This window comes from Delftia sp. WSY_12 (assembly GCF_043104645.1).
GTDB classification, from domain to species: domain Bacteria; phylum Pseudomonadota; class Gammaproteobacteria; order Burkholderiales; family Burkholderiaceae_C; genus Comamonas; species Comamonas tsuruhatensis.
This window is the reverse complement of record NZ_JBICKW010000006.1, coordinates 41,421-67,515: the sequence shown is the minus strand read 5'-3', so window position 1 is coordinate 67,515 and position 26,095 is coordinate 41,421. Positions and strand designations below refer to the sequence as shown.

Below are 26,095 nucleotides of genomic sequence, written 5' to 3'. Positions count from 1 at the left end.
TGGCGAACTGCGGTCCTGCGGGCTGGCTGGTAATGGCAAGTGGCATGTTCAGGGGTCTCCGTAAGACGATGGATGGCTGGTCCTAGCGCGATGCCTGCACAGCGCGGGCGCGTTCCAGGTGGAGCACGGCGGCGTCCAGCAGCGGGTCGCCGCCGGCCTGGATGGAGGCGGTGAAGGCCGCGTCCACGGGCACGCGCAGGCGCGGGGTCACGCCTTGGGCCTGTGCGGCGGGGTTGTTGCCGCCAGAGGGGCCGGTTTCTGCGAGCAGGGGGACTTGCACGATGAAGCCGGCCGGCAGGTGCACGCGCGTGGCGGGGCCGGTGGCGCCAGCCGTGGCGCTGGTGGCGACGATGTCGGCACGTTGGCTGTGCTGCAGCCAGGCAGCGAACAGTTCGCAGGGGCCCGAGCAGCCGGGCCCCGTAAGCACAGCAACGGGTGCCGTGAAGGGCGTGCCCGAGGCGGCCAGCGGCAGCTGGGCCGGCAGGCCCAGGCCGCCACGGCTGCGCCAGACGCGGGCGGCGGGGTCGAACAGTCGCTGGGCGGCGTCCTGCATGCGCAGCGGCTTGTCGCGTGTGTAGAGCGAGGCCAGCATGTGGGGCAGCAGCTGGTAGGCGTCGTCGCCCCGGTGGGCGCGCAGGTCGATGACCAGGCCCGTGACCCTGGCCTGGGTGGCTGCGGCCAGGGCGCCCTCCCAGCGGCTGAGCTGGCCGGTGGCGCCGTCGGCAAAGCTGTCGAGGGCGATGTAGGCCAGGTTGCCGCCCTGGGCGCTGCGCAGCAGGAAGGAGGCGAGGGCGGGCTCGGCCGCAGGCAGGGCCGTGGTTGCGGCGGGGGCGGTGTCCAGGCGCAGGGTCTGTTCCTGGCTGGCCGGGGGCGCGCCGGCTGCGGTGCGCAGGCTCAGCGTGGCGGGCGTGCCCAGGTCCAGCGCCAGCAGGTCGGCGCGGCGGGCGTCGGCATCGGCGCGCAGCGAGGCGGGGGCAATGCGGTCCAGGTAGCGGGTCGGGCTTTCCCCTTCGATGGCGAGGATGTCGCTGCCGGGCTGCAGGCCCGCCTTGGCGGCGGCAGAGCCTGGCGCCACGCCGGTGATGGCGATGCGGCCGTCCTCGCGCAGCCAGGTGCGCGGCATGGGCAGGTTGACGCTGCCGCGTGCCAGCAGCTGCGGGGACAGGCCCCGGTCTGTGCGGGCAGGCCAGGCCTGGCCGCCGGGCAGCAGAACGCGGTACTGGCCATCGCCCAGGCGCTGGCCCATTTCTGCCAGGGCCTGGGCCTGCGCGGCGCTGTCGCCGCGCTCGGCGGCGGTCTGCAGGCGCTGGCCGTAGTCGGCACGCAGCTTGCCGGCATCAAAGCCGCTGGCAGCGGCCAGCGGGTGGCGCTCGGCAATGAGGCCGATGAGGGCCTGGGCCGCATCGCCTGCGCCCAGGCGGGACAGGTCGATGTCCTGCGCGGGCTGGACGGCATGGAAGGCCAGGGCGATTTCCCGGGCACGGTCGAAGCGCAGGCCCTGCGGCTCCAGCGTGACCACGGTGTAGCCGCGCGGCAGGGTGACCATGGGATCGTCGGCGGTGAACAGGCGTCCGTCGGCGCCAAAGCCGGAAGGGAAGCGCTGCGTGGCATCGCTGGCCCAGACCAGCAGCTTGCCGCCCGTGGGCTCCAGGATGTCGCCGCTTTGGCGCGGCCATTCGGTGCGCACCGAGCTGGCGCGCAGCATGGCGTGCTGCTCTATGGCGTCGAGGCTGCGCCGGCCCGCGCGCTGGGGCACGTCGGCGTGGACGGACAGGGCGAAGATGCGCACGCCCCGGCCCCCGGGGCGGGCACGGCCGGTGGACAGGTCATAGGTCGTGCCGTCGGGGTCGCCGGGCAGTTCGATGGCCACGCCGGTGCTGTCGCCGCGCGGCAGGGCCAGCCATTGCGACTTGGCCGGCGCCACATGGGCGGCCTGGCGCTGCACGAGGTACGGCCCCTGGTCCATGAGCGCGACCACGGCCTGGCCGCGCCGGGCGCTGTCCGTCCAGGCGTCGCCCAGCACGGCCATGACGCGGCGTGGGCCGCCCTGGTCGTCCTGCACGGGGGCGGCGCCGGAGGGCGGCGACTGTGCCGCCTCGGGCTGGGCCTGGTTGCGTTCCCACCAGGCACGGGCCTCGCTGGCGGCACCGGTGGCCGCGTTGGTGGCCGTGCTGGCTGCGCTGCGGCCGGCCTCCAGCGCCTGCTGGCCGGCTGTGGCGGCGCCCGAGGCCCGCTGCACGGTGTCGGCGGCCTGGCCGATGGCGCCCAGGTCCAGCGCCTGCGCAGCCGGGGCGGCCAGCAGAGCTGCTGCGATCACTGCCGTGGCGGCGCGTGGCAGGCGGTGCCTTCTCATGCCGGCTCCGCAGCGCGGGTGCGCACGTCCAGCGTGAAGTCGTCGCCGCTGGCGCCGGCATGCAGGCTTTGCAGTTCCTGGCCTTGCACGGTGGCCTGCAGGAAGTGGGCAGCCATGCGCGGCAGCAGGTTCTGGGTGAGGATGCCGTCCACCATGCGCGCGCCCGATTCGACCTCGCTGCAGCGGCGGCGCACCAGGTCCACGGCTGCTTCATCGAAGCTGAACTGCGCGCCGTGGCGTTCCTCGATGCGCCGCTGGATGCGCAGCATCTGCAGCCGGATGATCTGCTCCAGCATGGCGTCGGAGATGGGGTAGTAGGGCACCACCGTCAGGCGGCCCAGCAGCGCGGCAGGGAAGGTCTGCAGCAGCGGCTGGCGCACGGCCTGGGCCAGGCCTTCGGGCGTGGGCGCCAGGTCCGGGTCGCGGCACATGTTGGCGATCAGGTCCGAGCCCACGTTGGAGGTCAGGATGATGACGGTGTTCTTGAAGTCGATGTAGCGGCCCTCGCCGTCTTCCATCCAGCCTTTGTCGAAGACCTGGAAGAACATCTCGTGCACGTCGGAGTGGGCCTTTTCGATTTCGTCGAGCAGGACCACGCTGTAGGGGCGGCGGCGCACGGCCTCGGTGAGCACGCCGCCTTCGCCGTAGCCCACGTAGCCGGGCGGCGCGCCCTTGAGGGTGGAGACGGTGTGCGCCTCCTGGAACTCGCTCATGTTGATGGTGATGAGGTTCTGCTCGCCGCCATACAGGGCTTCGGCCAGGGACAGCGCCGTCTCGGTCTTGCCCACGCCCGAGGGACCGGCCAGCAGGAACACGCCGATGGGCTTGCCCGGATCGTCCAGCCGCGCGCGGGAGGTCTGGATGCGGCGCGTGATGGCCTCCAGGCCGTGGCGCTGGCCGATGACGCGCTTCTCCAGCGTGTCGGCCAGCGAGAGCACGGACTGCACCTCGTCACGCACCATGCGGCCCACGGGAATGCCGGTCCACTCGGCCACGACGGCGGCGACCACGCCGGCATCGACCACGGGCTGCAGCAGCGGGGCATCGCCCTGCAGCTCGGCGAGCTGGCGGCGCAGCGCTTCCAGCGTGGCCACGCTGGGGGGCTCGGCAGGTTCGGTTGCGGTGGCTTCGGCGGCCGTTTCCTGTGCCGCAGCGGACGGGGCTGCGGCGGCACCGGTGGAGAAGACGGGCGGCTTCAGGCCCATGAGGGCGGCCTCGGTTTCCAGGATGCGGCGGGCCAGCGCGCTTTCCTGGCCAAAGCGCTCGGCCAGCGTGGCCTGGCGCTCGCGCAGGCTGGCCAGGTCGGTTTCCAGCGCCTGCAGGCGCTCGGCCGTGGGCAGGCCGAGGGCGGCCTCGCGCAGCAGCACTTCCTGCTCCACGCCCAGGGCCTCGATGCGGCGCTGCACGGCTTCCAGCTGGGCGGGCGTGGCATGCAGGGCCATGGCCACGCGCGAGCAGGCCGTGTCCAGCAGGCTGACGGCCTTGTCGGGCAGCTGGCGCGAGGGAATGTAGCGGTGCGACAGGCTGACGGCCGCGGCCACCGCGTCTGCGGCAATGCGCACCTGGTGGTGGTTTTCCAGCTTGGCGGCCACGCCGCGCAGCATGTCCACGGCGCGGGGCTCGTCGGGCTCGTGCACCTGCACCAGCTGGAAGCGGCGGGTCAGGGCCGGGTCTTTTTCGATGTATTTCTTGTACTCGGCCCAGGTGGTGGCGCCGATGGTGCGCAGCGTGCCGCGCGCCAGGGCGGGCTTGAGCAGGTTGGCGGCATCGCCCGTGCCGGCCTGGCCGCCCGCGCCCACCAGGGTGTGGACTTCGTCGATGAAGAGCACGATGGGCGTGGTGCTGGACTGCACGGCGTCCAGCAGGCCGCGCAGGCGGTTCTCGAACTCGCCCTTCATGCTGGCGCCGGCCTGCAGCAGGCCCACGTCCAGCACGCGCAACTCCACGCCCTGCAGCGGCGGTGGCACGTCGCCCTGGGCGATGCGCAGGGCCAGGCCTTCGACCACGGCGGTCTTGCCCACGCCGGCCTCGCCCACCAGGATGGGGTTGTTCTGGCGGCGGCGCAGCAGGATGTCCACCATCTGGCGCACTTCGTCGTCGCGGCCGGTGACGGGGTCCAGTTCGCCCGCCTTGGCGCGGGCCGTCAGGTCCACGGTGTATTGCTGCAGCGCGCCGCCCTGGCCGGGCGCGGTGCCCGTGGCCTGGCTGGCTTCGCCTGGCGTGCCTTCCAGCCCGCTGCCATCGGCCGCGCGCATGCGTGCCTCGGGCGAGTCGGGCAGCAGGCGGGCGAAGGCATCGCTGAGCGCGGGCTCGGAGATCTTGTCGAATTCGCGCGAGATGGAGCGCAGCTCATTGGCCAGCGAGCGCGTGCGCACCATGCCCGACAGCAGATAGGCGCTGCGGATCTGGCTGTCGTTGAACATCAGCGTGGCATAGACCCAGCCGCGCTCGATGGCGGTCTCTATGTGCTCGGAGAAGTCGCTGATCGAGGTGGCGCCGCGCGGCAGCTGGTCCAGGCGGCGCAGCACATCGGCGGCCAGGCGGTCGGAGGCGATGTCGAAGTGGCGCAGGATGCGGATCAGGTCGCAATCGTTTTCCTGCAGCAGCTGGTGCAGCCAGTGCACCAGCTCCACATAGGGATTGCCGCGCAGCTTGCAGAACACGGTGGCGCCTTCCAGCGACTTGAACAGCAGCGGGTTGAGCTTGCCGAAGAGGGATTGGCGGCTGATTTCTGTCATGGGTCTTGGGTGCGGAAAAAGAGTGGATGAATGGGGGCCGGGCATGCCGGCTAGCGGCGGGGGCGGACTTCGACCTTGTGGCCCTTGGCCTGGCACTGCGCCAGCAGCCGGTCGACCCAGGCGCGTTCGACGAGGAAGCTGCTGCCGGTGATTTCCTGCGCCGTTTCACGGACGCCAGTGGCCAGGCGGATGGATTTGTTGCGCGCCATGCCTTCGCCGTGCTCCTCGGCCTCCTGCGGCGTTGCATGTGCCGGGGCCAACAGCGAGCCCAGGCTGAGAATCTCGCCGCCGTCTTGCCAGATCATCCAGACGAAGGGGCTTGGATCTTCGGGCGGCGCGGAGCGCTGCTGGACAAAGCAAAAGTGCTGACGCCTTCCCGCCAAGGAGGTGTCTGCGTACTGCAGCTTGAGTCGAAGGTAGGCGCGCAGTACGGCAGGCGAAGGGATGCTGGCCTTGACGGGACGTGAGAAGTCGTCAGGAGGGAGACCCTGGGAGGTTGCTGGCGCAGGGCTGCCGTTGTCTGCCGCAGCATTGGCCTGAGCCAGGACTGTTGCGGGCAGGGCCAGCGCAGCCACCAGACAGGCCATCCGGCACATCCGGCTGGGCGGCAACCAGGATTGGTGGAGATGCGGCATTCGGCTATCGGGCAGGAGCCACTTTGATGGTGCGGCCCTTGGCCTTGCACTGCGCCAGCAGCAGGTCCACCCAGGCACGCTCGACGAGGATGCTGCTGCCGGTCGTTTCCTGCGCCGTTTCACGAACGTCGGTCGCGAGGTGGATGGCCTTGGCTTCGGCCAAGGCATCTCCGTCCCATTGCGCTTCATCCGGCGATGGTTTGGCGGTGAAGCGGCGCTGCCCCAGATTGGCGATCTGGCCGCCTTCCAGCCAGACCATCCAGACCGATGAGCGCGCAGGGGTTACGGTGCGGTTGTGCTGCTGCACGAAGCAAAAGTGCTGCCTGCTCTGGGCTTTCCGGGTGTTGTTGGCTTCGTCCTTGGCTTGCAGATAGTTGCGAAGGGCCGCAACCGATGCCACGTGGTGAGAGGCCGGGCGCGAGAAGTCGGCGGCCGCGGCGTGTTTTGGTGCGGCATCGGCTGTGTCTGCCGGTGCTGCAGCGACAGCGTGCCAACTTGCGACTGCGAGGAGGGTCAGGCACGCTGCCCGTGCGAGACCGACCGAGACGCTGGCCGGCTTGGCAAGGGCAGGCATTGCGCAATGGCCGTGGTGGCTGGGGGAGCCCAGTCGCTGGAGGGCTTGTTGAAGTTCAGGCATGGGCTTCAGTCCTTCTTGCGCAAGCGGGTATGGGTGTAGAACGTGTTGCCGGACAGGGTCTTGTGTTCGCGGAATTCGGGGCCTGGCTGGGGGGCTTCAGTGGTTTTCCAACCGAAGAGCCCTGTGGATGTGGGGTCCGGGGGCACTGGCGCCTGGGCGATGTCGATGGCGGCCTGCACAAAATCCAGATAGGCCTTGCGCTGCGGGTGAAGGCCGTTGTTGGCGTTCTGGAGATACTTTTGAAGGTTTCCTGCCATTTCGGATGGCAGCGTGGGATACAGGTTGAACCCGTGGAACTGGACCGATCCACGGTCGTTTGCCATGACGATGTCTTTTTCGCTGGTGGCGCCACGTGCCATGAAATCCCCGGGATTCGGGCTCTTGAGGCGGTTTTCGATCACGCGCCGCATCCATTGCATGGAAGTCCGAATGTCTTCAATTCGCCAGCTTGAGCCACCGAGTGCGGGCGAGGTGTTCTCCGCCAGGAACAGCCTTGCCAGCATCCCCTCCGTCGTGCTCTCTGCAGGCAGCGAAATGCTCTTCTCCACCTGCACGGTGATGGCTGCGGGCATTACGCTGAGCCCGCTTCCCTGCACCGCCACGATGCTGAGCTTGGTGAGCCCGGGCTGCTGCGCCACGAAGTCGAATTGCCAGCTGTCGGCGCGGGCGTTGTGTACGGGGGGCTGGGCCGCAAGAATGCTGGGCGCATCGATCCTGGCACCCAGCTTGTAGGCCTTTGCGACGGCCTCGATCTTGACGCGCAGGCGGTTGCCTTCGACCAGCGTCAGCGTGGAAGGAACCGGTGCGTTGTGCGGGAACTTGATCTGTACGGTGGGCATGTGTGCGAACAGGGAAGTGGTGATTCAGTGGTTCGGTGATTCAGTGGCTCGAGGACTGGGGCCGGGGCCGGGGCGCCGGCCCCGCACGGACTGGCGGCGCTGGCGCAGCCAGGCTTCGGGGTCCAGGCGGAAGTCGCGCGCGTCCTGTGCGGGCTCGGCATGCGTGAGCCAGGTGGTCCAGCCCAGCTGGGTGCTGCTGCCCAGCCGGGCGGCAGGCACTTCCTGGCGGCGCAGCACCAGCACATAGTCCCAGGCGTATTCGATGCCCAGGTAGTTGCGCACCCAGTCCACCAGGGTCTGGAACAGTGCGGCCTGGGGCAGCAGTTGCCGGTACTGCTCCAGGCCCAGCGGGCCGAGCACCAGGCGGAACTTGCTTTGCGCATCGGGCACGCGCGAGCCCACGACGGCATCCACGCCCAGGCGCGAGTTGCAGGGGCGGCTTTGCAGCCGGGTCTGCTGCCCGGGTTCCAGCTCCAGGTGGTGCAGGCAGTTCTCTTCCAGCCGCACGGGGATCTGGAAGTAGTGCGACAGGGCCTGGCACAGGCCTTCGGGATTGCGTGTCCAGCGGGTCAGGTGGCCGGCCATGAAGCGCTTGGCGTGGTCGGGCACGTCGTCGCGTGCGCGCTGGCTGGGCAGGCCGGTGCCGATGAAGCTGTCTATGTAGCGGCCGAAGGGGTCCTCGCCGGGGCGGTCCAGCGATGCCGTGGGCTGGGCGTCCGACCAGGCGCGAAACAGCAGCAGCAGCATGCGGTGGTGAAAGATGTCGGAAAAACGCGCCAGCGTGGCGTCGTCATGCTGGCGCAGGCGCTCGCGCACGTATTCGGTGATGTGCGTGGGCAGCGGTCCGTTGGGGCCGTAGAGGCCGAAGTTCCAGACCGTCATGCGCTCGGGCTCGCCGGCGCGCGAGGGCAGGATCTCGGCGATGGTGGCGGGCGCGAAGGCCAGCGACGGGTCCTGGCCCAGGCGCAGCGGTTCGTCCTTGGGGCGCGTGGCCTGGCCCAGGCGCGGCAGGCCGGGGTGGCGCGCCTGCAGGTAGCGCAGGCTGTGCATCAGGTCGAACTGGTAGGGCCTGGCGCTCAGGCGCTGCCAGAACAGGCGCGCCCGGGCGTCCTCGGACGCGTTCGCCTGCACGGTGGGCAGCTCCGGGTCCTGATCGGGCACCGGCTGGGCAAGGGGAGCGTGCGCGGCGTTGCTCATATGCCGGGCCGTTGTCCGGGGCGTGGCGCCCAGTGCGCGACGGGGCCGCGCTGGCGAGAGTGCAGCTGCAGCTCGGTGAAGCTGTTGACGCCCACGTGGCGGGCAAAAAACCGCTCCAGCATGTTGGCCAGGGGCCAGGGGCTGACACCGGCCATGGCCGGCTCGTCCACGCTCAGGTGCACGCCCACGCCGCGCCCGTAGACGAGCTGGCGGTGCTGGGGCAGGCGGCGCGTGATGGGCTCGATGCGCATGCCCTGGATGGCGGCGATCTGTCCGGCCAGCTGGTGGTTGCCCAGGTCCAGGTACAGGCGCAGCAGCTCCTGCAGCGTGGCCGCGCCTTCCTCGTCGGACAGGTCGGTCATGGCCAGGTAGTTCAGGCTCAGGTGGGAGATCAGCCGCCAGGTGAGGCCGCCATCGGCCACGGCCGGTATAGGGGCGCTGGGGCCGGCGATGACGCGGGCCCAGTCCACCGGTGCCGACTCCTGAAGGGCAAAGTCGCCGCCCGGTTGGTTGACGCGCATGAGCAGGGGCAGGTCGCGGTTGGTGCACAGGGTATGCATGGACAGCTGCTTGAGCTCGTCGGAGAACGGCGCCTCGCGCTGGTCCACCAGCGAGATGAAGACTTCCGAGCCCAGGTACTGCGTGCGCGGGCCGCTGCGCAGGCTGCGTTCGGAAAACAGCCGGGGCTCGCGCCGCGTGGTGAAGTAGGCCTGCTCGGTGGAGTGCAGGCCGTGAGTGGATGCGTACAGCGGCGCAAATTCACGGTCCTGCGTCTTGCCTTCGTGGTGGCCGGTGACGGCCTGCACGCCGTAGACCTCGAAGTCCAGCGGCCGCATGCGGTCGGCAACGACGTGGTATTCGTGCACGTTGGAGGCCACGTGCAGGCGGTCCGCCGTGTACTCGAACAGGTTGATGGCCGGAATGCAGTGCATCAGCAGCTTGGCCGCGTCGATCTGCGGCTCCAGCGTGGGCGCGGCGCGGCGCAGCAGCAGCGTGATGCCCACGCCGTCGTGGGCAATGCGGCGCATGCTGCGCGACAGGCCGTTGATCGAGAAGAACCGCTGCCGCGCGGGAAACGCGAAGTACTCGTGCAGCAGCCGGTGGCCCTGGAAGGCGCGGTGCGAATAGGGAATCAGGGCCTGTTCGCTGTCATGGCCCTCGGCGCGCAGCGCATCGGGCGGGAGCACGTCCCAGACCTGGCGCGGGTCCTGCGGGTGGTGGACCACGATGGCCAGCGTCTGCGTGTGGATGAGCTCCTGCAGATGGGAAGCGACGACGTCGCCCGCATGGATGTACACCCACAGCTGGTCCAGCGCCACCTGCATGCACTGCGAGGCATCCAGCGTGGCCAGCTGCAGCCGCAGGTGGCCGCCGGCCTCGCCCAACTGGGGCACCAGCGCATGGGGCAGGTCCAGCGCCGGGCCGCCCAGGCGGGCCTGGCGTATCTCCAGCGGCCACAGCGTCAGCGGCCCGCCGGTGCGGAAATCGCAGATGGTCTGCTCTTCCTGCACCTTGTGGGTGCGCAGCACGCTGCCCGAGGGCAGGGTGAATCCATCGACCAGGTTGCCTTCCTTGGCACTGGGCTTGAGCTGGACCACCACCATGGATGGCGTGGGCGCCAGGTAATGGGGGCAGACCATTTCCAGCATGCGCTGGGACAGGCGCGGGAACTCCGCGTCCATCTTCAGCTGGATGCGTGCGCTCAGAAAGCTGAAGCCCTCCAGCAGGCGCTCCACATAGGGGTCGGCCACATCGGTGTCGTGCAGCGAAAGACGGCCCGCGACCTTGGGAAAGGCGGCAGCGAACTCGGCGCCCAGCTCGCGCAGATAGGCCAGTTCGCGGTTGTAGTACTCGACGAGGCGGGGATTCATGGTGTGTGTGGCGGCGTCCGGGCTCAGGCCCTGAGGTTTTGCAGCGAGACCTGGCCCGTCTCCAGGTCCAGGCTGGTCTTGAGCAGCAGCTCCAGCGGATAGGGCATGGACCAGAACTGGCAGCGGATCTCGAACTGCAGCGTGTTGTGGTGGTTGAGTTGCTCGGTGGAGGCCAGCAGCGTCACGGCCAGCGTCTTTGGCAGGATGCGCGGCTCGAAGGCCAGGATGCTTTCGCGGATGCTGCGTTCCACATGGCCCCAGTCCAGCTCGGACAGCAGCTGGCCGGCCAGCGGCGGCATGCCGTAGTTGATGACCGAGCGCTGCACATGCTCCAGCCCCTCCATCTCCACGTGGTCCCAGGCATCACGCGCATTGAGCAGCCAGCCCAGGTCGCGCAGCAGGGCCTCGCGCAGGCGGGATTCGTTCACGAAGACCGCATCGGGCCGCTCGGTGCGCAGATGGGGCTCATGGTCGGTCAGCCGGTCCAGCAGGGCGGGCTGCAGCCGGTCCTTGGCTGCGGTCGCCTGGTTCTGGCGCGTGCGCAGCGTGGGCATGGGGTTGAGGGGACTGGGGCGCATGGCTTGTTTCTTCAGGAACCGGCCGGCCGGGCAGCCGCCAGGGGGTTCACGGGCTCCTTTGCCTTCAACGCCGGGTCTTGGCGGCAGGCGGAAAGAGGGCGCGAACGGGCAGAGAAGATCTGAACGATCTGCTCCTTGTCATCGGTGGACACCTTCATGCAGGCGCAGCCATAGCCGTGGCTGCCATGGCCGGTACGCACCCAGTCACGGTTTGCAAAGCGGGGCCAGTCACCCTGGGCCTGATGGCCGCCCTGCACGCCAACGGTCCAGTCGGTATCGCGATCGGTCAGCGAGGCATTGGCGGGCGTGGGATTGTCGAACCAGCCGCAGCGCAGGGTGCCGGGCGTGGCGGCAACGGCAGCCCAGGGGCTCAGACATGCCATCGCAAGGACGAATGCCGCGATCAGGCCTGGCTGCTGGAACTGCGGCATTTCAATGCGCATCGCGGCCCCCTTCGGAAGCGGTTGCCGCGCCGGCCGGCAGCGCCTGCTCATTCACCCATTCACGGCTTTTGCCGCGCACGCACCATGCGGGGTTGCTGACCCAGTCGGTGAAGTACATGCTGGGATGGCCTTGAAGGATGTTGCAGCGCTCGTATCCCATCCGGGGCATGGCGTAGTGCTGCAGTGGCGCAACCACCAGAAAGGACACGGCAATGGAAAGCACATTGATGGCGAGGACGCCCATCAGTGCGTACTCCACCTTCTTGAGCACGGTCTTGCTGCAGGGAATGGCATTGGCGATGACCGCTGCAACCATCACCAGCGGGAAGGCGAGCGCTGTGATGGCCAGTGGCGACAGCGGCGTGATCCTGACGGCGGGCGCGCGATCGAGCAGGCCCCGGATGTCGGGCGCAATCTCCGCCAGCACCAGGTACGCATTGGCCGCGAGCAGGGCCATGCCAAGGGGGATGGCCCAGATGGCGTTCCTGCGGTTCTGGCGGACGCGGTCTTGCATGGAGTATTCGGTCCCTGTCACTTCTGACGGTTGATGCTGCACAAGAGGCCGGTACTGCCGGGGCCGGGCGCGCAGGTGATGTCGCCGTCGGGCTGCTGACCGTTGTCCTGGTTCAGCTTCTTCCATTCGGGCGACTGGGTGTTGACGCGGTACAGGCCCTGGGGCGTGTCATCGGTCAGGGATTTCAGGGCGGAAATCACCTTTTGCTTGATCTGCCATTTCTGGTCGGCTGCATTCAGCGCCATGCCTGTGACCAGCACGACCACGGCCATGGCGGCCAGCGGGAGCACGGCCACGGCGGTGGCGCCAGCCACGGCAGCGCCTATGCCAAGGCCAACCATGGTGGCCAGGCCGGCCTTGACGGCCTCCACGCCAATGCCGCCGACCAGGTCGTGCATGGTCTTTTCGTCGTTGAACATGAAGTCCAGCGACTCGATGAGGCTGGAGACCACCACGCCCAGGATGAAGCCGCCCCTGGCCACGTTCTGCAGCCCGCGCATGCCCAGGCCCATCTGCACCATGCGCGGGTTGGAGGCCAGGTAGCGCGTGCCGCGCAGCAGGTGGCCGCGCAGGCCCGCATGGCCCCTGATGATGATGTAGGTGCCGCTGGACGTGGTCTTGACATAGGAGCCCACGCCGGCCATGCCCAGGGCCTGCAGGGTTCTGGCGATCATGTAGGCATCCATGGAGCCCAGGGCCGCAGGCGCGACCCAGGGCTCGCCCACGTTGGGGCTCATCACCTTGGTCCAGTACTCTCCCAGCGGCGTCTGCGCCAGGATGGCGTGCAGCCGGGAGGCGAGCCGCGGGTCGATGCGTGCCTTGTCCACGAGGATGCCCAGGTACTCCAGGGGCGTGAGCACCAGGACATCCAGCTGGCGCCTTTCCATCTCATCGGCGATGGACTTGGCGTAGTTGACTTGGAAGAGGGTGAAGGCAATCGATGCGGACATTGTGGGCAGGTGTCTGGTCTTGCGGGTGATGAAAAAGGGGCGGGGTATCAGGCAGCGGTGCTCAGCGTGAGCTGGCGCACCTGCAGCATGGGAAAGTCCTCGGAGTCGGTGACCCAGGTGCGCTGGCCGTGGCCGGCCACGTGGCCCGAGGATTCGTCAGGCTCGGAGGAGCCTGAGTCCAGCGGGCTCCACTGCGTGCGGCGCGACATGCGGACGGCGTCGTCATCGCCGGGCGCCAGCGGATAGCGCGCGGGCATGAAGCCCTGCAGCGCGCCGCCCTCGCGCAGCGTGACCTCGCAGGGCAGCCAGATCAGGTCGCGCAGGTCCTGCACGGGCTCGAAGCCGATCTGTGCAATGGCGTCGAAGGGCAGCCAGTAGTAGCTGCCGTGGGCCAGCAGCTCGCAGACAGGGCCGAGGCGGGTATCGCTGTCGGCCAGCCATTCGAAGCGGTGCTCGCCCATGTGGCCGGCCGTGGCGGGCGCCTCGTCCAGGGCGCGGGCGCGCAGGTCCTGGGCAGCTGCTCCTTCATGGGCCAGGGCGTCGATCAGGCAGGCCAGCCATTGCGCGGGCTCGCCCATGAGAAAGGGCTTTTTCTTGCCGGCGAAGACCTCGGCGCGCAGCACCTCGCAGCGGATGGCCTCGCGGTAGGCGCGCGCCATGGGCTCGCACGAAGGGTCGAGCTGCGCGCACAGCTGCAGCTGCTCCAGCGCCTTTTGCCATTCGCCCAGCACGCACAGCAGCTGGAAGTAGTAGACGCGCAGGGGCGCCGAGGCCGGTGCCTGGCGGATCTGGTCCTTCAGGGCCTTGAGTTGCTCGTCCAGGGAAAGCTGTGAGGTGAAGCTGGGCAGGGGCATGGTGAAAACGCAGGAAAAAGAGAGGGGCGGGGTGCGGCTGCGCCCCGGTCAGTCGTCGTAGGAGCGGCAGCCCCAGCGCACGGCGTCGGGCGCCTCGCCGGCCACATGGCCGATGACGATGCGCGGTGGCGTCTCGTCCAGGCCCTTTCTGAGCGGCATGGCGCGTGCGTACTGGGCGGGCAGCTCGCCAAAGCCTTCAAGATCCCAGCTGCTGCGCGCCTGCGGCCGGGCCTTGGTGCGCTGGACCAGCGCCTGCAGGCTGCCCGTGGCGCGCGCCGCGACAATGCTGCCGCTGCCGCCGCGCACGGTGATGGAGGACACCTGCGTGCCATCGATCTCCAGCGGTGTGGCAAACAGGTAGAGCAGGTCCAGGCTTTCGCCGGGCGCGCGGTCCACCACGGTCACGCCCTGCGCGCGCAGGCGCTGGGCCAGCGCTTCGTCGCGGCCATCGGGAAACTCGATGCGGCAATGCAGGGCGTCGGTGAACAGGGTGGAGATGTCCGCTGCCGCTGCCGCCGTCGTTGTCGTGGCGGGGGCGGCCTGCACCGTGGCGCAGGCCGTGCCGGCCAGCAGCAGGGTGAAGAAGGTTTTGGAACAGGCGTTCATGGCGTGGCTCAATGGGCGCATCAGGCTCATCAGGGATGGCGGTAGATCTTGAAAGCGGGCTTGTGGGTGCGGTAGCCGGGGCCTGCCCAGAAGCCGTTCTGCTTGAAGTCCGAGATCCAGACGCTTCCGTCGAACATCTGCATGTGGCCGGCGGGCGAGGAGGTGAAGCCCTGCATCACCGCCACATCGCCTTTCTTGTAGCCACCTTCGGGCATGGCGTCGTAGCGTGTGAAGCCGGCGGCCACCAGGCTGGTGCCGTAGTCCTTGGCATCACGCGTGCGCTGCAGTGCGATGCCGCCAGCGCCGATCGCATCGCGCACATAGCGCGCGCAGTAGCCGGCAGAACTGGCGCGGGCATTGGTCTGCAGGGTGGCGACGGCGTTGTCTACATTCCAGGGCATGAAAAGCCTCTCTGAGTTGGGTCCTGGAGGGGAAAGCTTCTCCAGGCCTGTTTCTTGTTATGGGGCCTGGCCCTGGTGCGAGCGTGTCGGCACCAGGAGCCAGGTGGGCGGGCAGTCTTACTTCGCGCCCTGCTTCACGGAAGGCAGCTTGGACACCAGGCGCAGCGACACCGTCAGGCCTTCCAGCTGGTAGTGGGGGCGCAGGAAGAACTTGGAGGTGTAGTAGCCGGGGTTGCCCTCGACTTCCTGCACCTGCACCTCGGCGGCGGCCAGGGGCTTGCGGGCCTTGGTTTCCTGCGAGGAGTTGGCCGGGTCGCCGTCCACGTAGTTCATGATCCAGTCGTTGAGCCAGCGCTCCATGTCGGTGCGCTCGCGGAAGGAGCCGATCTTGTCGCGCACGATGCACTTGAGGTAGTGCGCGAAGCGGCAGCAGGCGAACATGTAGGGCAGGCGCGCCGACAGGTTGGCATTGGCCGTGGCGTCGGAGTCGTAGTACTCGGCGGGCTTGGCCAGCGACTGGGCGCCGATGAAGGCGGCCACGTCCGAGTTCTTGCGGTGCACCAGGGGCATGAAGCCGTTCTTGGCGAGCTCGGCCTCGCGGCGGTCGCTGATGGCGATTTCCGTGGGGCACTTCATGTCCACGCCACCATCGTCGGTGGGGAAGGTGTGGGCCGGCAGGTTGTCCACCGCGCCGCCCGATTCCACGCCGCGGATGGAGGTGCACCAGCCGTAGTACTTGAACGAGCGGTTGATGTTGACCGCCATGGCGTAGGCCGAGTTGGCCCAGCAGTACTTGCCGTGGTCGCCGCTGTCGGTTTCTTCCTCGAAATCGAATTCATCGACCGGGTTGGTGCGCGCGCCGTAGGGCAGGCGTGCCAGGAAGCGGGGCATGGCCAGGCCGATGTACTTGGCGTCGTCGGACTCGCGCAGGCTGCGCCACGCGGCGTACTCGGTGTTGGTGAAGATCTTGGTCAGGTCGCGCGGGTTGGCCAGCTCCTGCCAGGATTCCATCTGCATGATGGCGGGCGCCGCGCCCGAGATGAAGGGGCAGTGGGCCGCGGCGGCCACCTTGGCCATTTCACCGAGCAGCTCCACGTCCGGCGGGCTGTGGTCGAAGTGGTAGTCGCCCACCAGGCAGCCGAAGGGCTCGCCGCCGAACTGGCCGTACTCCTCTTCGTACACCTTTTTGAAGACGGGGCTCTGGTCCCAGCCCACGCCCTTGAAGCGGCGCATGTTGCGGTGCAGCTCCTTCTTGGAGATGTTCATGACGCGGATCTTGAGCATCTCGTCCACCTCGGTGTTGGTCACCAGGTGGTGCAGGCCGCGCCAGGCGCCTTCGAGCTTCTGGTAGTCGTCGTGGTGGATGATGCGGTTGATCTGCTCGGACAGCTTGCGGTCGATCTCGGCAATGATGGCCTGCACCGTCTGGTAGGCATCGTTGGACAGCGTGATCGCCGAGCCCAGGGCCTGCTGGGCCAGCGTCTGCACGGCCGCTTCCACGGCTTCGCGGGCCTGGTCGGTCTTGGGCTTGAATTCCTTTTGCAGCAGGCTGCCGAATTCGCTGCCGGCCAGCGCCTGGGTCGATTGTTCGAGTTGGGTTGCGGTATTCATGACGTGCTTGCCTTCCTGATGTGCTGCCTCAAGCCTCGGATGCAGGGCCCGAGGCCTGCGGGGCAGTGATGTTGGGCGCGGCGGCCAGCGACTTGAGCAGCGCAGGGTCCTTGAGCACCTTGCCGATCAGCTCTTCGGCGCCCTGCTTGCCGTCCATGTAGGACAGCAGGTTGTGCAGCTGGGTGCGTGCCTCCAGCAGCGAGTTGAGCGCGCCCACGCGCCGCGCGATGGCGGCGGGGGAGAAGTCCTCCATGCTCTCGAAGCTCAGGTCGATGTTGAGCTTGCCCTCGCCCGTCAGCGTGTTGTCCACCTGGAAGGCGACGCGGGGCTTGATGGACTTCATGCGCGCATCGAAGTTGTCGATGTCGATTTCCAGGAACTTGCGGTCGGCGATCTCGGGCAGCGGATCGACGGGCTTGCCCGACAGATCGGCCAGCACGCCCATCACGAAGGGGATCTGCACCTTCTTTTCCGAACCGTAGATCTCGACGTCGTACTCGATCTGCACGCGCGGCGCACGGTTGCGCGCGATGAATTTCTGACCACTCTTGCCGGTTTTGGTGAGCGACATGCGGGTGTTCCTTTCAAGAAAAAAATAGGTCGCAGAAGTAAAAAGCCTGGAGTCCCGCCTTGCGGCGGACCGAAGGGCTGAGGGCGCAAGAGGCCGTTTGGAAACGGTCAAAGCCGTGGAAAGGCGCAGATGTCATGGGGACGCTGGCTCCTTGAAGTCGAAGTCCGGCTCCAGCAGATCAGTGCAGGCTTCGCAATAGAGGTAGGACACAGAGCGTTTGCTCTCTGTGGTTCCCCAGCCGGTGCCGTCATCGATGGCCAGCCGGAATTCGCGGCCACCCTTGAAGCGCACGACGGCACTGGCGCTGCAGCTACCGGTTTCATAGGCACGCGCGTAATTGAACTGGCTGCTGGACCTGGCGTGGCGCAGGAAATAGCGCACACGCTTTTCGTCAATGCGCAGTGAATCGCAATGGATGCGGGGGTCTTCGCTTTTGGCGGTGCCGCCGCGGGTCGTGATGCGCTCGATGGCGTTTGCATGCCGTGCACCGGCATCTGCGAAGGCTGGCGTCGAGAGACCCACGCCCAGGGCTATGAAACAGCATTTGGCCTTCATGTCTGCTGCTCCTGCAGGTGGGCGCCCGTGATCACTTCCACCTGGGCCAGGCTGTCGGGCGACAGTTCGCGCAGGATGTCCATGAAGCCCATGCGCATGAAGCGGGCGGCGCGGCGGATGAGCAGGGGGGCGGGGTTGGAGGGCTCGGTGCGCTCCACGAAGGCGGCGATCTCCAGCAACTGGGCAATCGCCTGTTCGCGGTTGCGTGCCGGGGTGTGGGGGGTGCCGGGCGCGGGCTGGGATGCCAGGCCGTCCCCGGTGCCGACCTGTGTGGCCGGATCGGTTTCAGCGGTCGTGTCGGCGTCGCCTGTGGTCTGGGGCAGCCATTGACCGAGGGCCAGCAGCAGCTGGCGCAGGCCGTCGAGCTCGGGCTGCTGGTGGCTGGGCAGGTGCTGTTCGCAGCAGGCGCGGATCCGGTCGAGTTCCTGCAGCGCAGGGGTGACGGCCAGCAGGGTCTCGTGGCCCTCGGCATGTGCGCGGGCCGATGCCATGCGCAATTCGTCGGCGGTCAGGTGCGGCAGGTCCTCGGGCACGTTGCCCCTGGCCATCAGTTCGGCGTCGCGCACGCTGATCTGGCCCAGGGCGCCGCGCAGGAAGTCGGCGTTGCGCAGGTCGCGCACAAAGCCCGTCACGTCCGACAGGGTGCCCAGGGCGTTCATGCGCATGAAGTAGTCGTCGCCGTCCTCGGGCAGGGGGTGGACATGCTCCCAGTGGCGCTCCAGCAGGGCGGCGCACAGCTGCAGGCCCTGCAGCGTGCCGGGCAGGCCGTGCAGGATGGTCCAGGCACGGCACAGCAGCACGGCCACGCGCAGGTCCTTGGTGCGCTGCATCAGGGCCGAGGCCTGGCGCTCCACGTCGCGCCAGTCCGGTGGCTCGGCGGGGATGACGGTGTCGCCGAACTGCTGTTCGACCTTGCCCTGCGCAGCGCTTTCCATGGACTGGAAGTCGTTGTCATAGGTGAGGTCCGGGCCGCAGGGGGGCTCGGCGGAGGTCTCGGTCAGCAGGTCCTGGATATTGGCCATGGGCGGGATTCGATGTGGCTTGGGGTTTGGTGTGCAGGGGCAGTGCGCTCTATGCGGGTTCAGGCGCCCTTGAACAGGCGGGTGAACAGGCGGCGGTGCAGCACTTCGTGCTGGACCACTTCGTCAGGTGCGTGGCGCGGCGTGGCCGAGATCCACCAGACGGAGGTGGTGGAGCCCGGGCGCATGCAGGCGCGCCAGTCCATGCGGGGCAGGCGCGCGGCGTTGCCCTGCGAGGCGCCCATGTCGAGGTCGGCCAGCAGGCTGTGGATGGAGGTGCTGTCCGGCGCGCTGCGCTCCTGCTGGAACGGCCATTGCAGGGTGGCCAGCCGCTCGTCGAGCTGCTGGGCCGACAGGGGCAGGCGCCGCGCGTCGATGAGCGCATCGCGTGCGCCGCTCAGAAAGCGTTCGATGTCCTGGTCCGACGCCGGTATGCCGGAGCTGCCGTCCACCGTGGCCATGATGGCCAGCGGAAAGAGCCGGCCGATGCGGTCGGAGCTGGGGCCGATCACGCCCACCATGGACTGGCCCAGGATGGAGGCAGGGCACAGGAAGAACCACAGCGGCGAGTGCACGAAGCGCGTGGACCAGCCGTCGGCCGCATCGCTGCGCAACTGGTCCATGCCGTTGCGCAGCCATTCGTCCCAGCGCATGGTCAGTGCGTGGGGCATGCGTCGGCCCACGAAATCGCCCTGGCTGGGCAGCTTGCCCCACCAGGCGGCGCAGGGCCGCTGGACAGTCATGGCGTTCACAGCCGGTCCGGACATTCGAATTCCTCCATGGCCTTGAGCCGGAATGGGTTGAGAACGCTGCTGGTGGTGACTTCCATGCGCAGCTTGCGCCCGTCGATGGTGAAGATGGCCGTGAAGCGCTCGGGCGAGTTGCCCGGCAGGATCTGGGCGCGGTCGAACAGGCGGTGCAGGGCCCAGGGGCCTTCGGTCACGATGCCGGTGTTCTGCGCGCCGGCCGCCGTGATCTGCAGCCGGGCCTGGCCGGTGCCGCGCGTGCCGGGCCAGGAGACGGCCTTGGGGATTTGCGGGCCGTGCTGGTAGCGCACGATCTCGCCGTCCACGTCCAGCACCATCTGGGAGATGGAGGCGTCCATGTCCAGCGGCTTGATCTCCAGCCGGATGCCGGGCGTGTTGCCGCCTGCGCGGAAGAACACGTCGCGGATGGAGGCCGCGCGCTGGAAGGCGGCCAGCGAGGCAGAACCCCCCACCGGCGTGCCGTCCACACCCTGCTTGAAGGTCCAGGGCACGGTGGAGATGTCCACCATGGTCTGCAGCTGGGTGCGGAAGAACTCGTCCATGGTGCCGCCCGTGGCGAACAGGCGGGCGAAGTCGTCCGTGGTCACGTCGCGCGTGGAGCTGCGCGTGAAGGGGTAGCGGCCCAGGATGGCGCGGCGGCAGAAGTCGCCGATGGTGGCGTTGAGGTTGCCGCCCAGGGTGCTGCGCACGCTGCTTCCCACGAAGGACGAGGTGGAGGTGGCCAGGGCCTCGTACATGCTGTTGAGCGGAGGCGGCACGCGCTTGGCCTCCGAGCGCACCTTCTCCAGCGTGCCGCTCAGCGAGGGAGGCACGCCGCCGCCCTGGATCACCTGCTGGCGCGCCGAGGCGATGACGGCCGCCGCCTCGTTGAGCACCTGCAGGCTGGCGGTGATGGGCGCCGGGCCCGAGCCGTTGCTGGTGGCAAGGCGCCGGTATTCGCGGAAGCGGAAGTCCACGATGTCGGCCTCCAGCGTGCCGGTGGCCAGCATGCCGCCCACGTTCAGCGGCTTGCCGGTCAGGCGGCTGAGCTGGTGCTGTTCCTCGCGGATGCGCTGCAGTTTCTCGCCCAGCCAGCTGCTGGTGCTGCCCGAGCTGCCGCCTTCCTGCTGGTCCGGGCGGCGGGCCAGCGTGGTCTCGCGGGCCACGGCGCGGATGAACTGCTCCAGGCTGGAGTTGGCGGACGAGTACAGGCGGGCCTGCTCGCCGGCCTGCTCCAGCGAGGCCGTGCGTATGGGGCGGATGTCGGCCAGGAAGGTTTCCCACAGGCGCGCGTACTCCATCAGGTACAGGCGCTTGACCTCGTTGGCCAGCTGGCCCGTGAGCACTTCCTGGGCCACGCTGCGACGGCCTTCGGCCTGGCCCAGCACCCAGGTTTCCTCCTTGGCCAGCAAGGTGGTGACCTTGGGCAGCTCGTGCAGGAAGAGGCCGTGGTAGCCGTCATAGGTGAACAGGCCGCTGATGCCCTGGGTGAGCGGCTTGCCGCTGGCACGCGCAAAGACCTGGGGCGCCTCGGGACCGCTGGCACGCACCACGCTGAAGTCGGGCGGCAGTTTGTCCCCGGTGTTCAGCAGCTGCTTGAGGCGGCTGTAGGCACGCTGGGCGGGCGACATCTGGGCCAGGCGCTGGCGCACCTCGGCGACCAGGTTGGCGTCGATGGGCTGGGCGGAGACCACCACGCGGCCGTCGATGAGGCGGTCCAGGTGCTCGGACAGCTGGTCCACCAGGCCGGCCTGCACCAGATGCTGGGGCAGGGTGTTTTCCCAATCGCTGCGCAGCCAGGCCTTGACGAAGGTGGCGTCGAAGTGGTCGGGCTCGTAGAGCATGAGATAGGCCTTGAGCGTTTCGTAGCTGGCCTCGGGGCTGCCGGTGCTGACCTGGCGCAGCGAGCGCGCGACATGGCTGCTCAGGCGCGGCAGCCAGGCGTCTTCCAGCAGGCGCAGGTAGGTGGCGTGGGCGGCCGTCTGCACCTTGGGCACCTGCAGCAGGCCCCAGCGCCAGCCCAGTGGGGCCGATTCCTCGAAGCGGCTGCTCTGCGCCACGCGCGCCGCGTGGTTGAGCATGGGCACCAGGGCGACCACGTTGTCGGGATCAGTGGCCTTGGATTCCTCCACGGCCTGGCGCAGCGTGCCGGCGTTGTCGGCCACTTCGTTCAGGTAGCGCTGGTTGTTCTCGTAGCTCAGCGTCCAGGCCAGCGCCGCGCCGCCCAGGGCCAGCAGCAGGGCGCACAGGCCGGCGGCCTGCAGCAGGCGCAGCTGGCGCTCTTTCTTGGCGTTGCGCCCGGTCAGGCCGGACTCGTTGAACATCACGTCCTTGAACAGCGACTCCAGGAAGTAGCTGCGGCCCTGCTGTGGCACGGCATCGGCCGGCAGGCGGCCGCGCAGCGCAAAGCGGCGCGACAGGGCCGACATCACGCGGTCGAAGGGCATGCCCTCCTGCGTTCCGCTGGTGAAGTAGACGCCGCGCAGCAGCGGCTTTTCCTTGAAGCGCGAGGCGGAGAAGGCAGCATCCAGCGTGTCGCGCACCACGTCCTTGAGGCCGGCAAACTGCTGGGGCAGGGCGTAGAGCAGGCTGCGGCGCGCAAGATCGGGCTCGGTCATCAGCCGCTGGGGCAACAGGCGGTTGATCTGGGCGACCAGGGCGTCGAATTCCTCCATGTACAGGGCGCTGGCGGCCTGCGGGTCGCTGGCGGGCGAGCGCTGGGTCTTTTCGTCATAGGGATAGGTGAAGCCCCAGACCTGGGCGCGCTCCTCGCGGCTCATGGCCCCGAAGAACTCGTTGAAGCCCGCCAGCAGGTCGCTCTTGGTGACCAGCACGTAGACGGGAAAGCGGATGGTCAGCTCCTCGCACAGCTCGCTCAGGCGCAGGCCGATCAGCTGGGCCAGCTGGGCGCGCTCGGCGTCGCTGGCGCTGAGCAGTTCCTGCACGCTGAGCGTGACGATGACGCCGTTGACGGGCTGGCGTCCGCGAAAGCGCCTGAGCAGCTGCATGAAGCCCTTCCAGGCAGCCTTGTCCTGCTCCGCATCGCTTTCCTGGGTGGTGTAGCGGCCGGCCGTGTCCAGCAGCACGGCCTGGTCGGTGAACCACCAGTCGCAGTTGCGCGTGCCGCCCATGCCGGGGATGGCGCGCTTGCCGAACTGGGCCGCCAGCGGGAAGTCCAGCCCCGAGTTGATCAGGGCCGTGGTCTTGCCCGAACCCGGCGAGCCGATGATCAGGTACCAGGGCAGCTGGTAGATGTAGCGCTTGTTCCAGCGCCCGAACAGGCCGCCTTCGGTCTGGCCGAAGCGGGTCTTGCTCAGCGTGTCCAGGGCTTCCTTGAAGCGGGACTCCAGCTCGGCCACTTCCTCGGAGCCGGCAGCGGGCGTGCCGTCCGCCTCGCGCGGCGAGGTCAGGCGGGACAGGCCGGTCATGAGGTGCTCGTTCATGCGCTGTGCGCGCCACCATTTCAGCAGCAGGCGCAGGAACCAGAGGATGAACAGGCCGGCGATCAACCACCAGCGCACGGTGGGGCTGCCCAGCGGCTGGTAGGGCTGGATGAAGACGAGGGGGCCGACGAACCAGATGAGCAGGCTCAGGGCCACCAGGCCCAGAAGCTCCAGCATGTAGCGGTTGAACAGCCATGAGGCGATGCGACGGATCATGGGGGTCAGTTCCTGGTCTCGGGTGCGGCAGGCAGGGCCTGCAGTTGCTGGTCACGCTGCTGGGGCGCGACCAGCAGGACGATTTCCACCCGCCGGTTCAGCGCCCGGCCTTCGGCCGTGTTGTTGGGGGCGACGGGGTCGCTGTCGGCACGGCCCTCGGCATGCAGGCGCTGGCGGTCGCGCAGCGAGCCGCCCAGCATCTGGGACACGGCCTGGGCGCGCTCCTGCGACAGGTTCCAGTTGGACGGGAAGCGCGCCGTGCGTATGGGCAGGTTGTCGGTGTAGCCATTGACGATGACCTTGCCCGGCACTTCGTCCAGCGCCGCGGCCACGCGGTGGATGACCTGCACGTAGCGGGGCTTGACGACGGTGGCAGCCGGGTCGAACAGGCCGTCGCCGCGCAGGATGACGGTGCTGCGGTCGGCTTCGTCGCGCACGCTGACCAGGCCTTCGCGGATTTCGGGCTCCAGGAACTGCCGCAGCCGCGGCTTGATGGTGGCCACGGTGGCAGCCGCCGAGGTGCGCGGGAACCGGATCTCGTTGATGGCGGCGAACAGATCGTCCGAGCTGTTGGACAGCCGGTAGCTGAACCACAGGTAGATGAAGAACGCCAGCAGCAGCGTGATGGCTGCCGCCACCCACAGCGGCACCATGGCCCAGGGCGGCGAGGCCAGGCGCTGCACGCCGCGCCAGTGCACGGACAGCAGGCTGCTGCGGTCGCCGCGCGTCGATTCGATGAGCTGCAGCAGGCGCGCCTTGAGCGTCTCCAGCTGGGCGCGGCCGTTGTCGATCACGCGGTAGCGGCCTTCGAAGCCCAGCATCACGCAGTAGTACAGCAGCTCGATGAGGTCGATGTGCTGGTGCGGCGTCTGCACCAGCCGGGCCAGCAGCTGGAAGAACTTCTCGCCGCCCCAGGTTTCGTTGTGCAGGGCCACGAGCAGGCTGTAGTGAGGCCAGATACCTGCGCTGCCCCAGGGCGTCTGGGCGGCGGTTTCGTCGAGCACGGTGCAGATGCAGTAGCGCGCGCCGATGATGGTTTCCATGGGCACGCCGCTGGCGCCGGCACGCTGCTCGAACTCGCGTATGTGTTCGAGCAGCAGCTGCTGCAGCGCGCGCGGGTCTTCGTTGGTGACCATGGCGCGGATCTGGGGGATGAGGTTCAGCAGCTGGTTGGCGGCGGCCACCAGCGGGTTGCCGCCGCTGACCACGTCGGGCAGGTTGGAGCGCAGCGGCTCCTGACCGGCAGGCGCGGTTGCGCCGCTGGCTGCGCCTTCGGCTCGGCCCGCGTCGCCGTCTCTCCCCCAGGGCATTTGGTGGCTGATGTTGGAACTGTTCATGTCGGAAGATGCGTCGCGCCGTCAGCGGCGGATGGCCCAGAACTCCAGCTGCAGGTCGGGGAATTCACCGGAGACGTGCATGGCAAGGCCGCCGGAGCTTTGCAGCTGGTTCCACAGGTCGTGCGTGGTGTCCACCTCGAAATAGTTGTAGCCCGCGTGGTAGGGGATCTCGCGCGGGGCGATGGGCAGCGGCCGCAGCGTGACGCCGGGCAGGTGCAGGTTCACCAGGTCGCGTATGCGCTCCACCGGGCCCAGCTTGGTCTGGGTGGGGAAGTGGGTGCGCAGGAATTCCGGCGTGGTCTGGGCATGGGCGGCCAGCACGAAGTCGCAGGTGGTCAGCAGCTCGGTGGACGGGATCAGCGCCACGCGCACGCCGTACTGGCGGTCGTGCAGCGGGATCTGGATGGCGTTTTGCTCCAGCACCGAGGACAGGCTGCGCCGCAGCTCCAGCATCAGTGGCGGAAAGCTGCGCCGCAGGTCGTCATGGTCGTAGGCGGGCAGCACCTCGGGGCGGCGGCGCTCGTGGTCGAAGGTGGTCAGCTCGGCGGCCAGGCGCAGCAGTTCCTCGAACAGGCGCTCGGGGTGGATGCTGCCGGTGCGCACCCAGTGCTGGGCGGCGCCCGTCCAGTGGTTGATGAGCTGCAGCAGCAGGAAGTCGCCGACCTCGCCGATGCCGCCGCGCTCGGGCTGGATCATGCGCTGGGCCAGAACCTCGCCGCGCTGGCGCAGCAGGCCGTGGATTTCCTTGCAGAAGGTATTGAGCACCGAGCTGGGCCCGTTGTTGACCACGGTGGGAATGAAGCCGGGCTCCAGCAGCACGCCTCCGCTGGCCTGGCGCTCGACCACATGGGCCACGGGCAGGCTGACCCAGCCTTCGGTCAGCTCGTGGGCGGGGCGCAGGCTCAGGCGCAGCCGGCCCAGCTGCACCTCGGCGGGCTGGGCGCCCACGTCGTTGCTGTCCGCCACTTCGGTCACGTCACTGAGATAGCGCGCGGGGCTTTGCGTGCCTTCGCCAAAGGTGACCTCGCTGCCCGACAGGCGGCGCAGCGGCAGAGCCAGGTGCACCACCACGTCCTTGAGGTCCTTGCCGATGTCCAGCGGGGTGGGCGCCTCGTCGTCGCCCGGCAGCTGGAACGGCGTGCCGTCGGGCAGCACGCCGTGTGCCGAGCGTATGCCCAGCTTGCCCATGCGCAGCAGATCGGTGTCCAGCTCCAGTTCCGAGAAGCCCCAGAAAAAGGGCTGTCCCGGCAGGCTGCGCGACTGCAGTTGCCGGAACAGGAAGCGCTCCTGCTGCTGGAAGTGCTGGGGCCGAAGGAACATGCCTTCGGCCCAGATGACTTTGCGTTGCCAGACCATGGTGGATAGATGTGCGTTTATTGGGATGCGGGTTGGATGCGCACGGTGACCTCCTCGCGGGTCAGGTGCACCTGGTAGCGCACGGGCTGCAGCTTTTCGGTGGAGCCCATGCCCCACCAGCGCCTGCGCAGCTCCACGGAGTTGGGCGCGGCGGCCGAGGCGCGCCAGGTGCTGCGCTCCAGATCGCGGTAGGCGGCGAACAGGCCGAAGGCGCGCACATCGGGGTTGCCCTTGCGCTCAATCACCTGGCGCTGGCCGGGCGCTATCAGGAATTCCTCGCGCCGCACGAAGTCGCTGCCCAGCTGGCCGTCGTCCTTGTCCTGCAGGTCGAAGAAGCCGGCGCGGTCGAAGGCGGCGGAGGCGTGCAGCTCGTAGATGCGCAGCAGCACGGGCTTGGGGATGCCTTCGCGGTCGGGGTTGATGTCCATGTCGGCCACCACCTCGAACACGGCGGCGGGCACGGCCGTGGGCGCCACTTCAGGCGCGCGGCTCAGGGGATTGAGGGAGCCGCAGCCGGCCAGGCCGGTCGCCATTGCCGTGCCCAGGCCCAAGGCGCCCAGCGTTTGCAGCGCCTGACGGCGCGCTTGCGGTACATGCGGTGCATGCGATTTCCACATGGCTTCTC

General features: G+C 68.6%; 23 protein-coding genes. All 23 read right to left on the bottom strand.

The genetic code is table 11. The features are described from left to right. Window positions 1–82 precede the first annotated feature (82 nt). The 23 genes from ACF8LI_RS03225 to tssJ all read right to left on the bottom strand — a co-directional run bounded on the left by ACF8LI_RS03225 (window position 83) and on the right by tssJ (window position 26,087). Window positions 83–2,353 (bottom strand): S41 family peptidase, encoded by a 2,271-nt coding sequence (locus tag ACF8LI_RS03225; RefSeq protein ID WP_392412005.1) that lies wholly within the window; start codon window positions 2,351–2,353, stop codon window positions 83–85. Next, entirely contained in the window at window positions 2,350–5,091 is a 2,742-nt protein-coding gene (gene tssH / locus ACF8LI_RS03220; RefSeq protein ID WP_392412003.1) for a type VI secretion system ATPase TssH, read from the bottom strand. The genes ACF8LI_RS03225 and tssH overlap by 4 nt, the downstream gene beginning before the upstream one ends. A 50-nt stretch (window positions 5,092–5,141) precedes the next feature. Then, window positions 5,142–5,396: a hypothetical protein gene (locus ACF8LI_RS03215; RefSeq protein ID WP_392453849.1), complete on the bottom strand. Its 255-nt coding sequence runs from the start codon at window positions 5,394–5,396 to the stop codon at window positions 5,142–5,144. A 334-nt stretch (window positions 5,397–5,730) separates the two neighbouring features. After that, window positions 5,731–6,363, bottom strand: a complete 633-nt coding sequence (locus ACF8LI_RS03210) for a hypothetical protein (protein WP_026062366.1) — start codon at window positions 6,361–6,363, stop codon at window positions 5,731–5,733. Between the two features lie 5 nt (window positions 6,364–6,368). Continuing rightward, complete coding sequence (locus ACF8LI_RS03205; protein WP_017405318.1) at window positions 6,369–7,202, bottom strand: hypothetical protein; 834 nt, start codon at window positions 7,200–7,202, stop codon at window positions 6,369–6,371. 24 nt (window positions 7,203–7,226) lie between these two features. Then, entirely contained in the window at window positions 7,227–8,399 is a 1,173-nt protein-coding gene (gene tssG / locus ACF8LI_RS03200; protein ID WP_392411999.1) for a type VI secretion system baseplate subunit TssG, read from the bottom strand. Continuing rightward, window positions 8,396–10,270, bottom strand: a complete 1,875-nt coding sequence (tssF, locus tag ACF8LI_RS03195; RefSeq protein ID WP_016446993.1) for a type VI secretion system baseplate subunit TssF — start codon at window positions 10,268–10,270, stop codon at window positions 8,396–8,398. The genes tssG and tssF overlap by 4 nt, the downstream gene beginning before the upstream one ends. 23 nt (window positions 10,271–10,293) lie before the next feature. Further along, entirely contained in the window at window positions 10,294–10,848 is a 555-nt protein-coding gene (gene tssE / locus ACF8LI_RS03190; RefSeq protein ID WP_016453373.1) for a type VI secretion system baseplate subunit TssE, read from the bottom strand. An 11-nt stretch (window positions 10,849–10,859) separates the two neighbouring features. Continuing rightward, window positions 10,860–11,291, bottom strand: coding sequence for a DUF4087 domain-containing protein (locus tag ACF8LI_RS03185; RefSeq protein WP_017405321.1), 432 nt, complete (start codon window positions 11,289–11,291; stop codon window positions 10,860–10,862). Then, window positions 11,281–11,805 (bottom strand): hypothetical protein, encoded by a 525-nt coding sequence (locus ACF8LI_RS03180; protein ID WP_017405322.1) that lies wholly within the window; start codon window positions 11,803–11,805, stop codon window positions 11,281–11,283. The genes ACF8LI_RS03185 and ACF8LI_RS03180 overlap by 11 nt, the downstream gene beginning before the upstream one ends. 17 nt (window positions 11,806–11,822) lie before the next feature. Next, on the bottom strand, window positions 11,823–12,755 hold the full coding sequence (locus ACF8LI_RS03175) for a hypothetical protein (RefSeq protein ID WP_392411996.1): 933 nt from the start codon (window positions 12,753–12,755) through the stop codon (window positions 11,823–11,825). A gap of 47 nt (window positions 12,756–12,802) precedes the next feature. Beyond that, on the bottom strand, window positions 12,803–13,609 hold the full coding sequence (locus ACF8LI_RS03170) for a type VI secretion system accessory protein TagJ (protein WP_392411994.1): 807 nt from the start codon (window positions 13,607–13,609) through the stop codon (window positions 12,803–12,805). 48 nt (window positions 13,610–13,657) lie between these two features. After that, a complete protein-coding gene (locus ACF8LI_RS03165; RefSeq protein WP_034347842.1) occupies window positions 13,658–14,215 on the bottom strand; it encodes a hypothetical protein in 558 nt (185 codons plus the stop codon). 29 nt (window positions 14,216–14,244) lie between these two features. Further along, the gene (locus ACF8LI_RS03160; protein WP_013802359.1) at window positions 14,245–14,616 is read right to left on the bottom strand and encodes a hypothetical protein; all 372 of its coding nucleotides are present in this window, start codon (window positions 14,614–14,616) and stop codon (window positions 14,245–14,247) included. A gap of 117 nt (window positions 14,617–14,733) precedes the next feature. Then, window positions 14,734–16,227, bottom strand: coding sequence for a type VI secretion system contractile sheath large subunit (gene tssC, locus ACF8LI_RS03155; RefSeq protein WP_012205676.1), 1,494 nt, complete (start codon window positions 16,225–16,227; stop codon window positions 14,734–14,736). 28 nt (window positions 16,228–16,255) lie between these two features. Further along, on the bottom strand, window positions 16,256–16,798 hold the full coding sequence (gene tssB / locus ACF8LI_RS03150) for a type VI secretion system contractile sheath small subunit (protein WP_012205675.1): 543 nt from the start codon (window positions 16,796–16,798) through the stop codon (window positions 16,256–16,258). Window positions 16,799–16,930: 132 nt separating this feature from the next. Further along, the gene (locus ACF8LI_RS03145; protein ID WP_392411992.1) at window positions 16,931–17,353 is read right to left on the bottom strand and encodes a hypothetical protein; all 423 of its coding nucleotides are present in this window, start codon (window positions 17,351–17,353) and stop codon (window positions 16,931–16,933) included. Then, on the bottom strand, window positions 17,350–18,375 hold the full coding sequence (tssA, locus tag ACF8LI_RS03140) for a type VI secretion system protein TssA (RefSeq protein ID WP_016453378.1): 1,026 nt from the start codon (window positions 18,373–18,375) through the stop codon (window positions 17,350–17,352). The genes ACF8LI_RS03145 and tssA overlap by 4 nt, the downstream gene beginning before the upstream one ends. A 59-nt stretch (window positions 18,376–18,434) precedes the next feature. Further along, complete coding sequence (gene tagF, locus ACF8LI_RS03135) at window positions 18,435–19,139, bottom strand: type VI secretion system-associated protein TagF (protein ID WP_016453379.1); 705 nt, start codon at window positions 19,137–19,139, stop codon at window positions 18,435–18,437. Then, window positions 19,121–22,777, bottom strand: a complete 3,657-nt coding sequence (gene tssM, locus ACF8LI_RS03130) for a type VI secretion system membrane subunit TssM (protein WP_392411990.1) — start codon at window positions 22,775–22,777, stop codon at window positions 19,121–19,123. Before tssM ends, tagF begins: the two co-directional genes overlap by 19 nt. Window positions 22,778–22,782: 5 nt before the next feature. Continuing rightward, window positions 22,783–24,114 carry a DotU family type VI secretion system protein gene (locus ACF8LI_RS03125; protein WP_043790650.1) on the bottom strand — a complete coding sequence of 444 codons (1,332 nt, stop codon included), beginning with the start codon at window positions 24,112–24,114 and terminating at the stop codon, window positions 22,783–22,785. A 21-nt stretch (window positions 24,115–24,135) separates the two neighbouring features. Continuing rightward, on the bottom strand, window positions 24,136–25,470 hold the full coding sequence (gene tssK / locus ACF8LI_RS03120) for a type VI secretion system baseplate subunit TssK (RefSeq protein WP_016453380.1): 1,335 nt from the start codon (window positions 25,468–25,470) through the stop codon (window positions 24,136–24,138). Window positions 25,471–25,487: 17 nt separating this feature from the next. Then, a complete protein-coding gene (gene tssJ, locus ACF8LI_RS03115; protein ID WP_392411987.1) occupies window positions 25,488–26,087 on the bottom strand; it encodes a type VI secretion system lipoprotein TssJ in 600 nt (199 codons plus the stop codon). Window positions 26,088–26,095 lie beyond the last annotated feature (8 nt).

Coding starts and splice junctions, on each gene's coding strand:
- ACF8LI_RS03165 (WP_034347842.1), bottom strand. CDS start 14,215: ATGAACGCCTGTTCCAAAACCTTCTTCACCCTGCTGCTGGCCGGCACG.
- ACF8LI_RS03205 (WP_017405318.1), bottom strand. CDS start 7,202: ATGCCCACCGTACAGATCAAGTTCCCGCACAACGCACCGGTTCCTTCC.
- tssF (WP_016446993.1), bottom strand. CDS start 10,270: ATGAATCCCCGCCTCGTCGAGTACTACAACCGCGAACTGGCCTATCTG.
- tssG (WP_392411999.1), bottom strand. CDS start 8,399: ATGAGCAACGCCGCGCACGCTCCCCTTGCCCAGCCGGTGCCCGATCAG.
- ACF8LI_RS03180 (WP_017405322.1), bottom strand. CDS start 11,805: ATGCAAGACCGCGTCCGCCAGAACCGCAGGAACGCCATCTGGGCCATC.
- tssK (WP_016453380.1), bottom strand. CDS start 25,470: ATGGTCTGGCAACGCAAAGTCATCTGGGCCGAAGGCATGTTCCTTCGG.
- tssB (WP_012205675.1), bottom strand. CDS start 16,798: ATGTCGCTCACCAAAACCGGCAAGAGTGGTCAGAAATTCATCGCGCGC.
- ACF8LI_RS03125 (WP_043790650.1), bottom strand. CDS start 24,114: ATGAACAGTTCCAACATCAGCCACCAAATGCCCTGGGGGAGAGACGGC.
- ACF8LI_RS03225 (WP_392412005.1), bottom strand. CDS start 2,353: ATGAGAAGGCACCGCCTGCCACGCGCCGCCACGGCAGTGATCGCAGCA.
- ACF8LI_RS03160 (WP_013802359.1), bottom strand. CDS start 14,616: ATGCCCTGGAATGTAGACAACGCCGTCGCCACCCTGCAGACCAATGCC.
- tssH (WP_392412003.1), bottom strand. CDS start 5,091: ATGACAGAAATCAGCCGCCAATCCCTCTTCGGCAAGCTCAACCCGCTG.
- tagF (WP_016453379.1), bottom strand. CDS start 19,139: ATGTCCGGACCGGCTGTGAACGCCATGACTGTCCAGCGGCCCTGCGCC.
- tssJ (WP_392411987.1), bottom strand. CDS start 26,087: ATGTGGAAATCGCATGCACCGCATGTACCGCAAGCGCGCCGTCAGGCG.
- ACF8LI_RS03175 (WP_392411996.1), bottom strand. CDS start 12,755: ATGTCCGCATCGATTGCCTTCACCCTCTTCCAAGTCAACTACGCCAAG.
- ACF8LI_RS03215 (WP_392453849.1), bottom strand. CDS start 5,396: ATGATCTGGCAAGACGGCGGCGAGATTCTCAGCCTGGGCTCGCTGTTG.
- tssC (WP_012205676.1), bottom strand. CDS start 16,227: ATGAATACCGCAACCCAACTCGAACAATCGACCCAGGCGCTGGCCGGC.
- tssM (WP_392411990.1), bottom strand. CDS start 22,777: ATGATCCGTCGCATCGCCTCATGGCTGTTCAACCGCTACATGCTGGAG.
- tssA (WP_016453378.1), bottom strand. CDS start 18,375: ATGGCCAATATCCAGGACCTGCTGACCGAGACCTCCGCCGAGCCCCCC.
- tssE (WP_016453373.1), bottom strand. CDS start 10,848: ATGCGCCCCAGTCCCCTCAACCCCATGCCCACGCTGCGCACGCGCCAG.
- ACF8LI_RS03145 (WP_392411992.1), bottom strand. CDS start 17,353: ATGAAGGCCAAATGCTGTTTCATAGCCCTGGGCGTGGGTCTCTCGACG.
- ACF8LI_RS03210 (WP_026062366.1), bottom strand. CDS start 6,363: ATGCCTGAACTTCAACAAGCCCTCCAGCGACTGGGCTCCCCCAGCCAC.
- ACF8LI_RS03170 (WP_392411994.1), bottom strand. CDS start 13,609: ATGCCCCTGCCCAGCTTCACCTCACAGCTTTCCCTGGACGAGCAACTC.
- ACF8LI_RS03185 (WP_017405321.1), bottom strand. CDS start 11,291: ATGCGCATTGAAATGCCGCAGTTCCAGCAGCCAGGCCTGATCGCGGCA.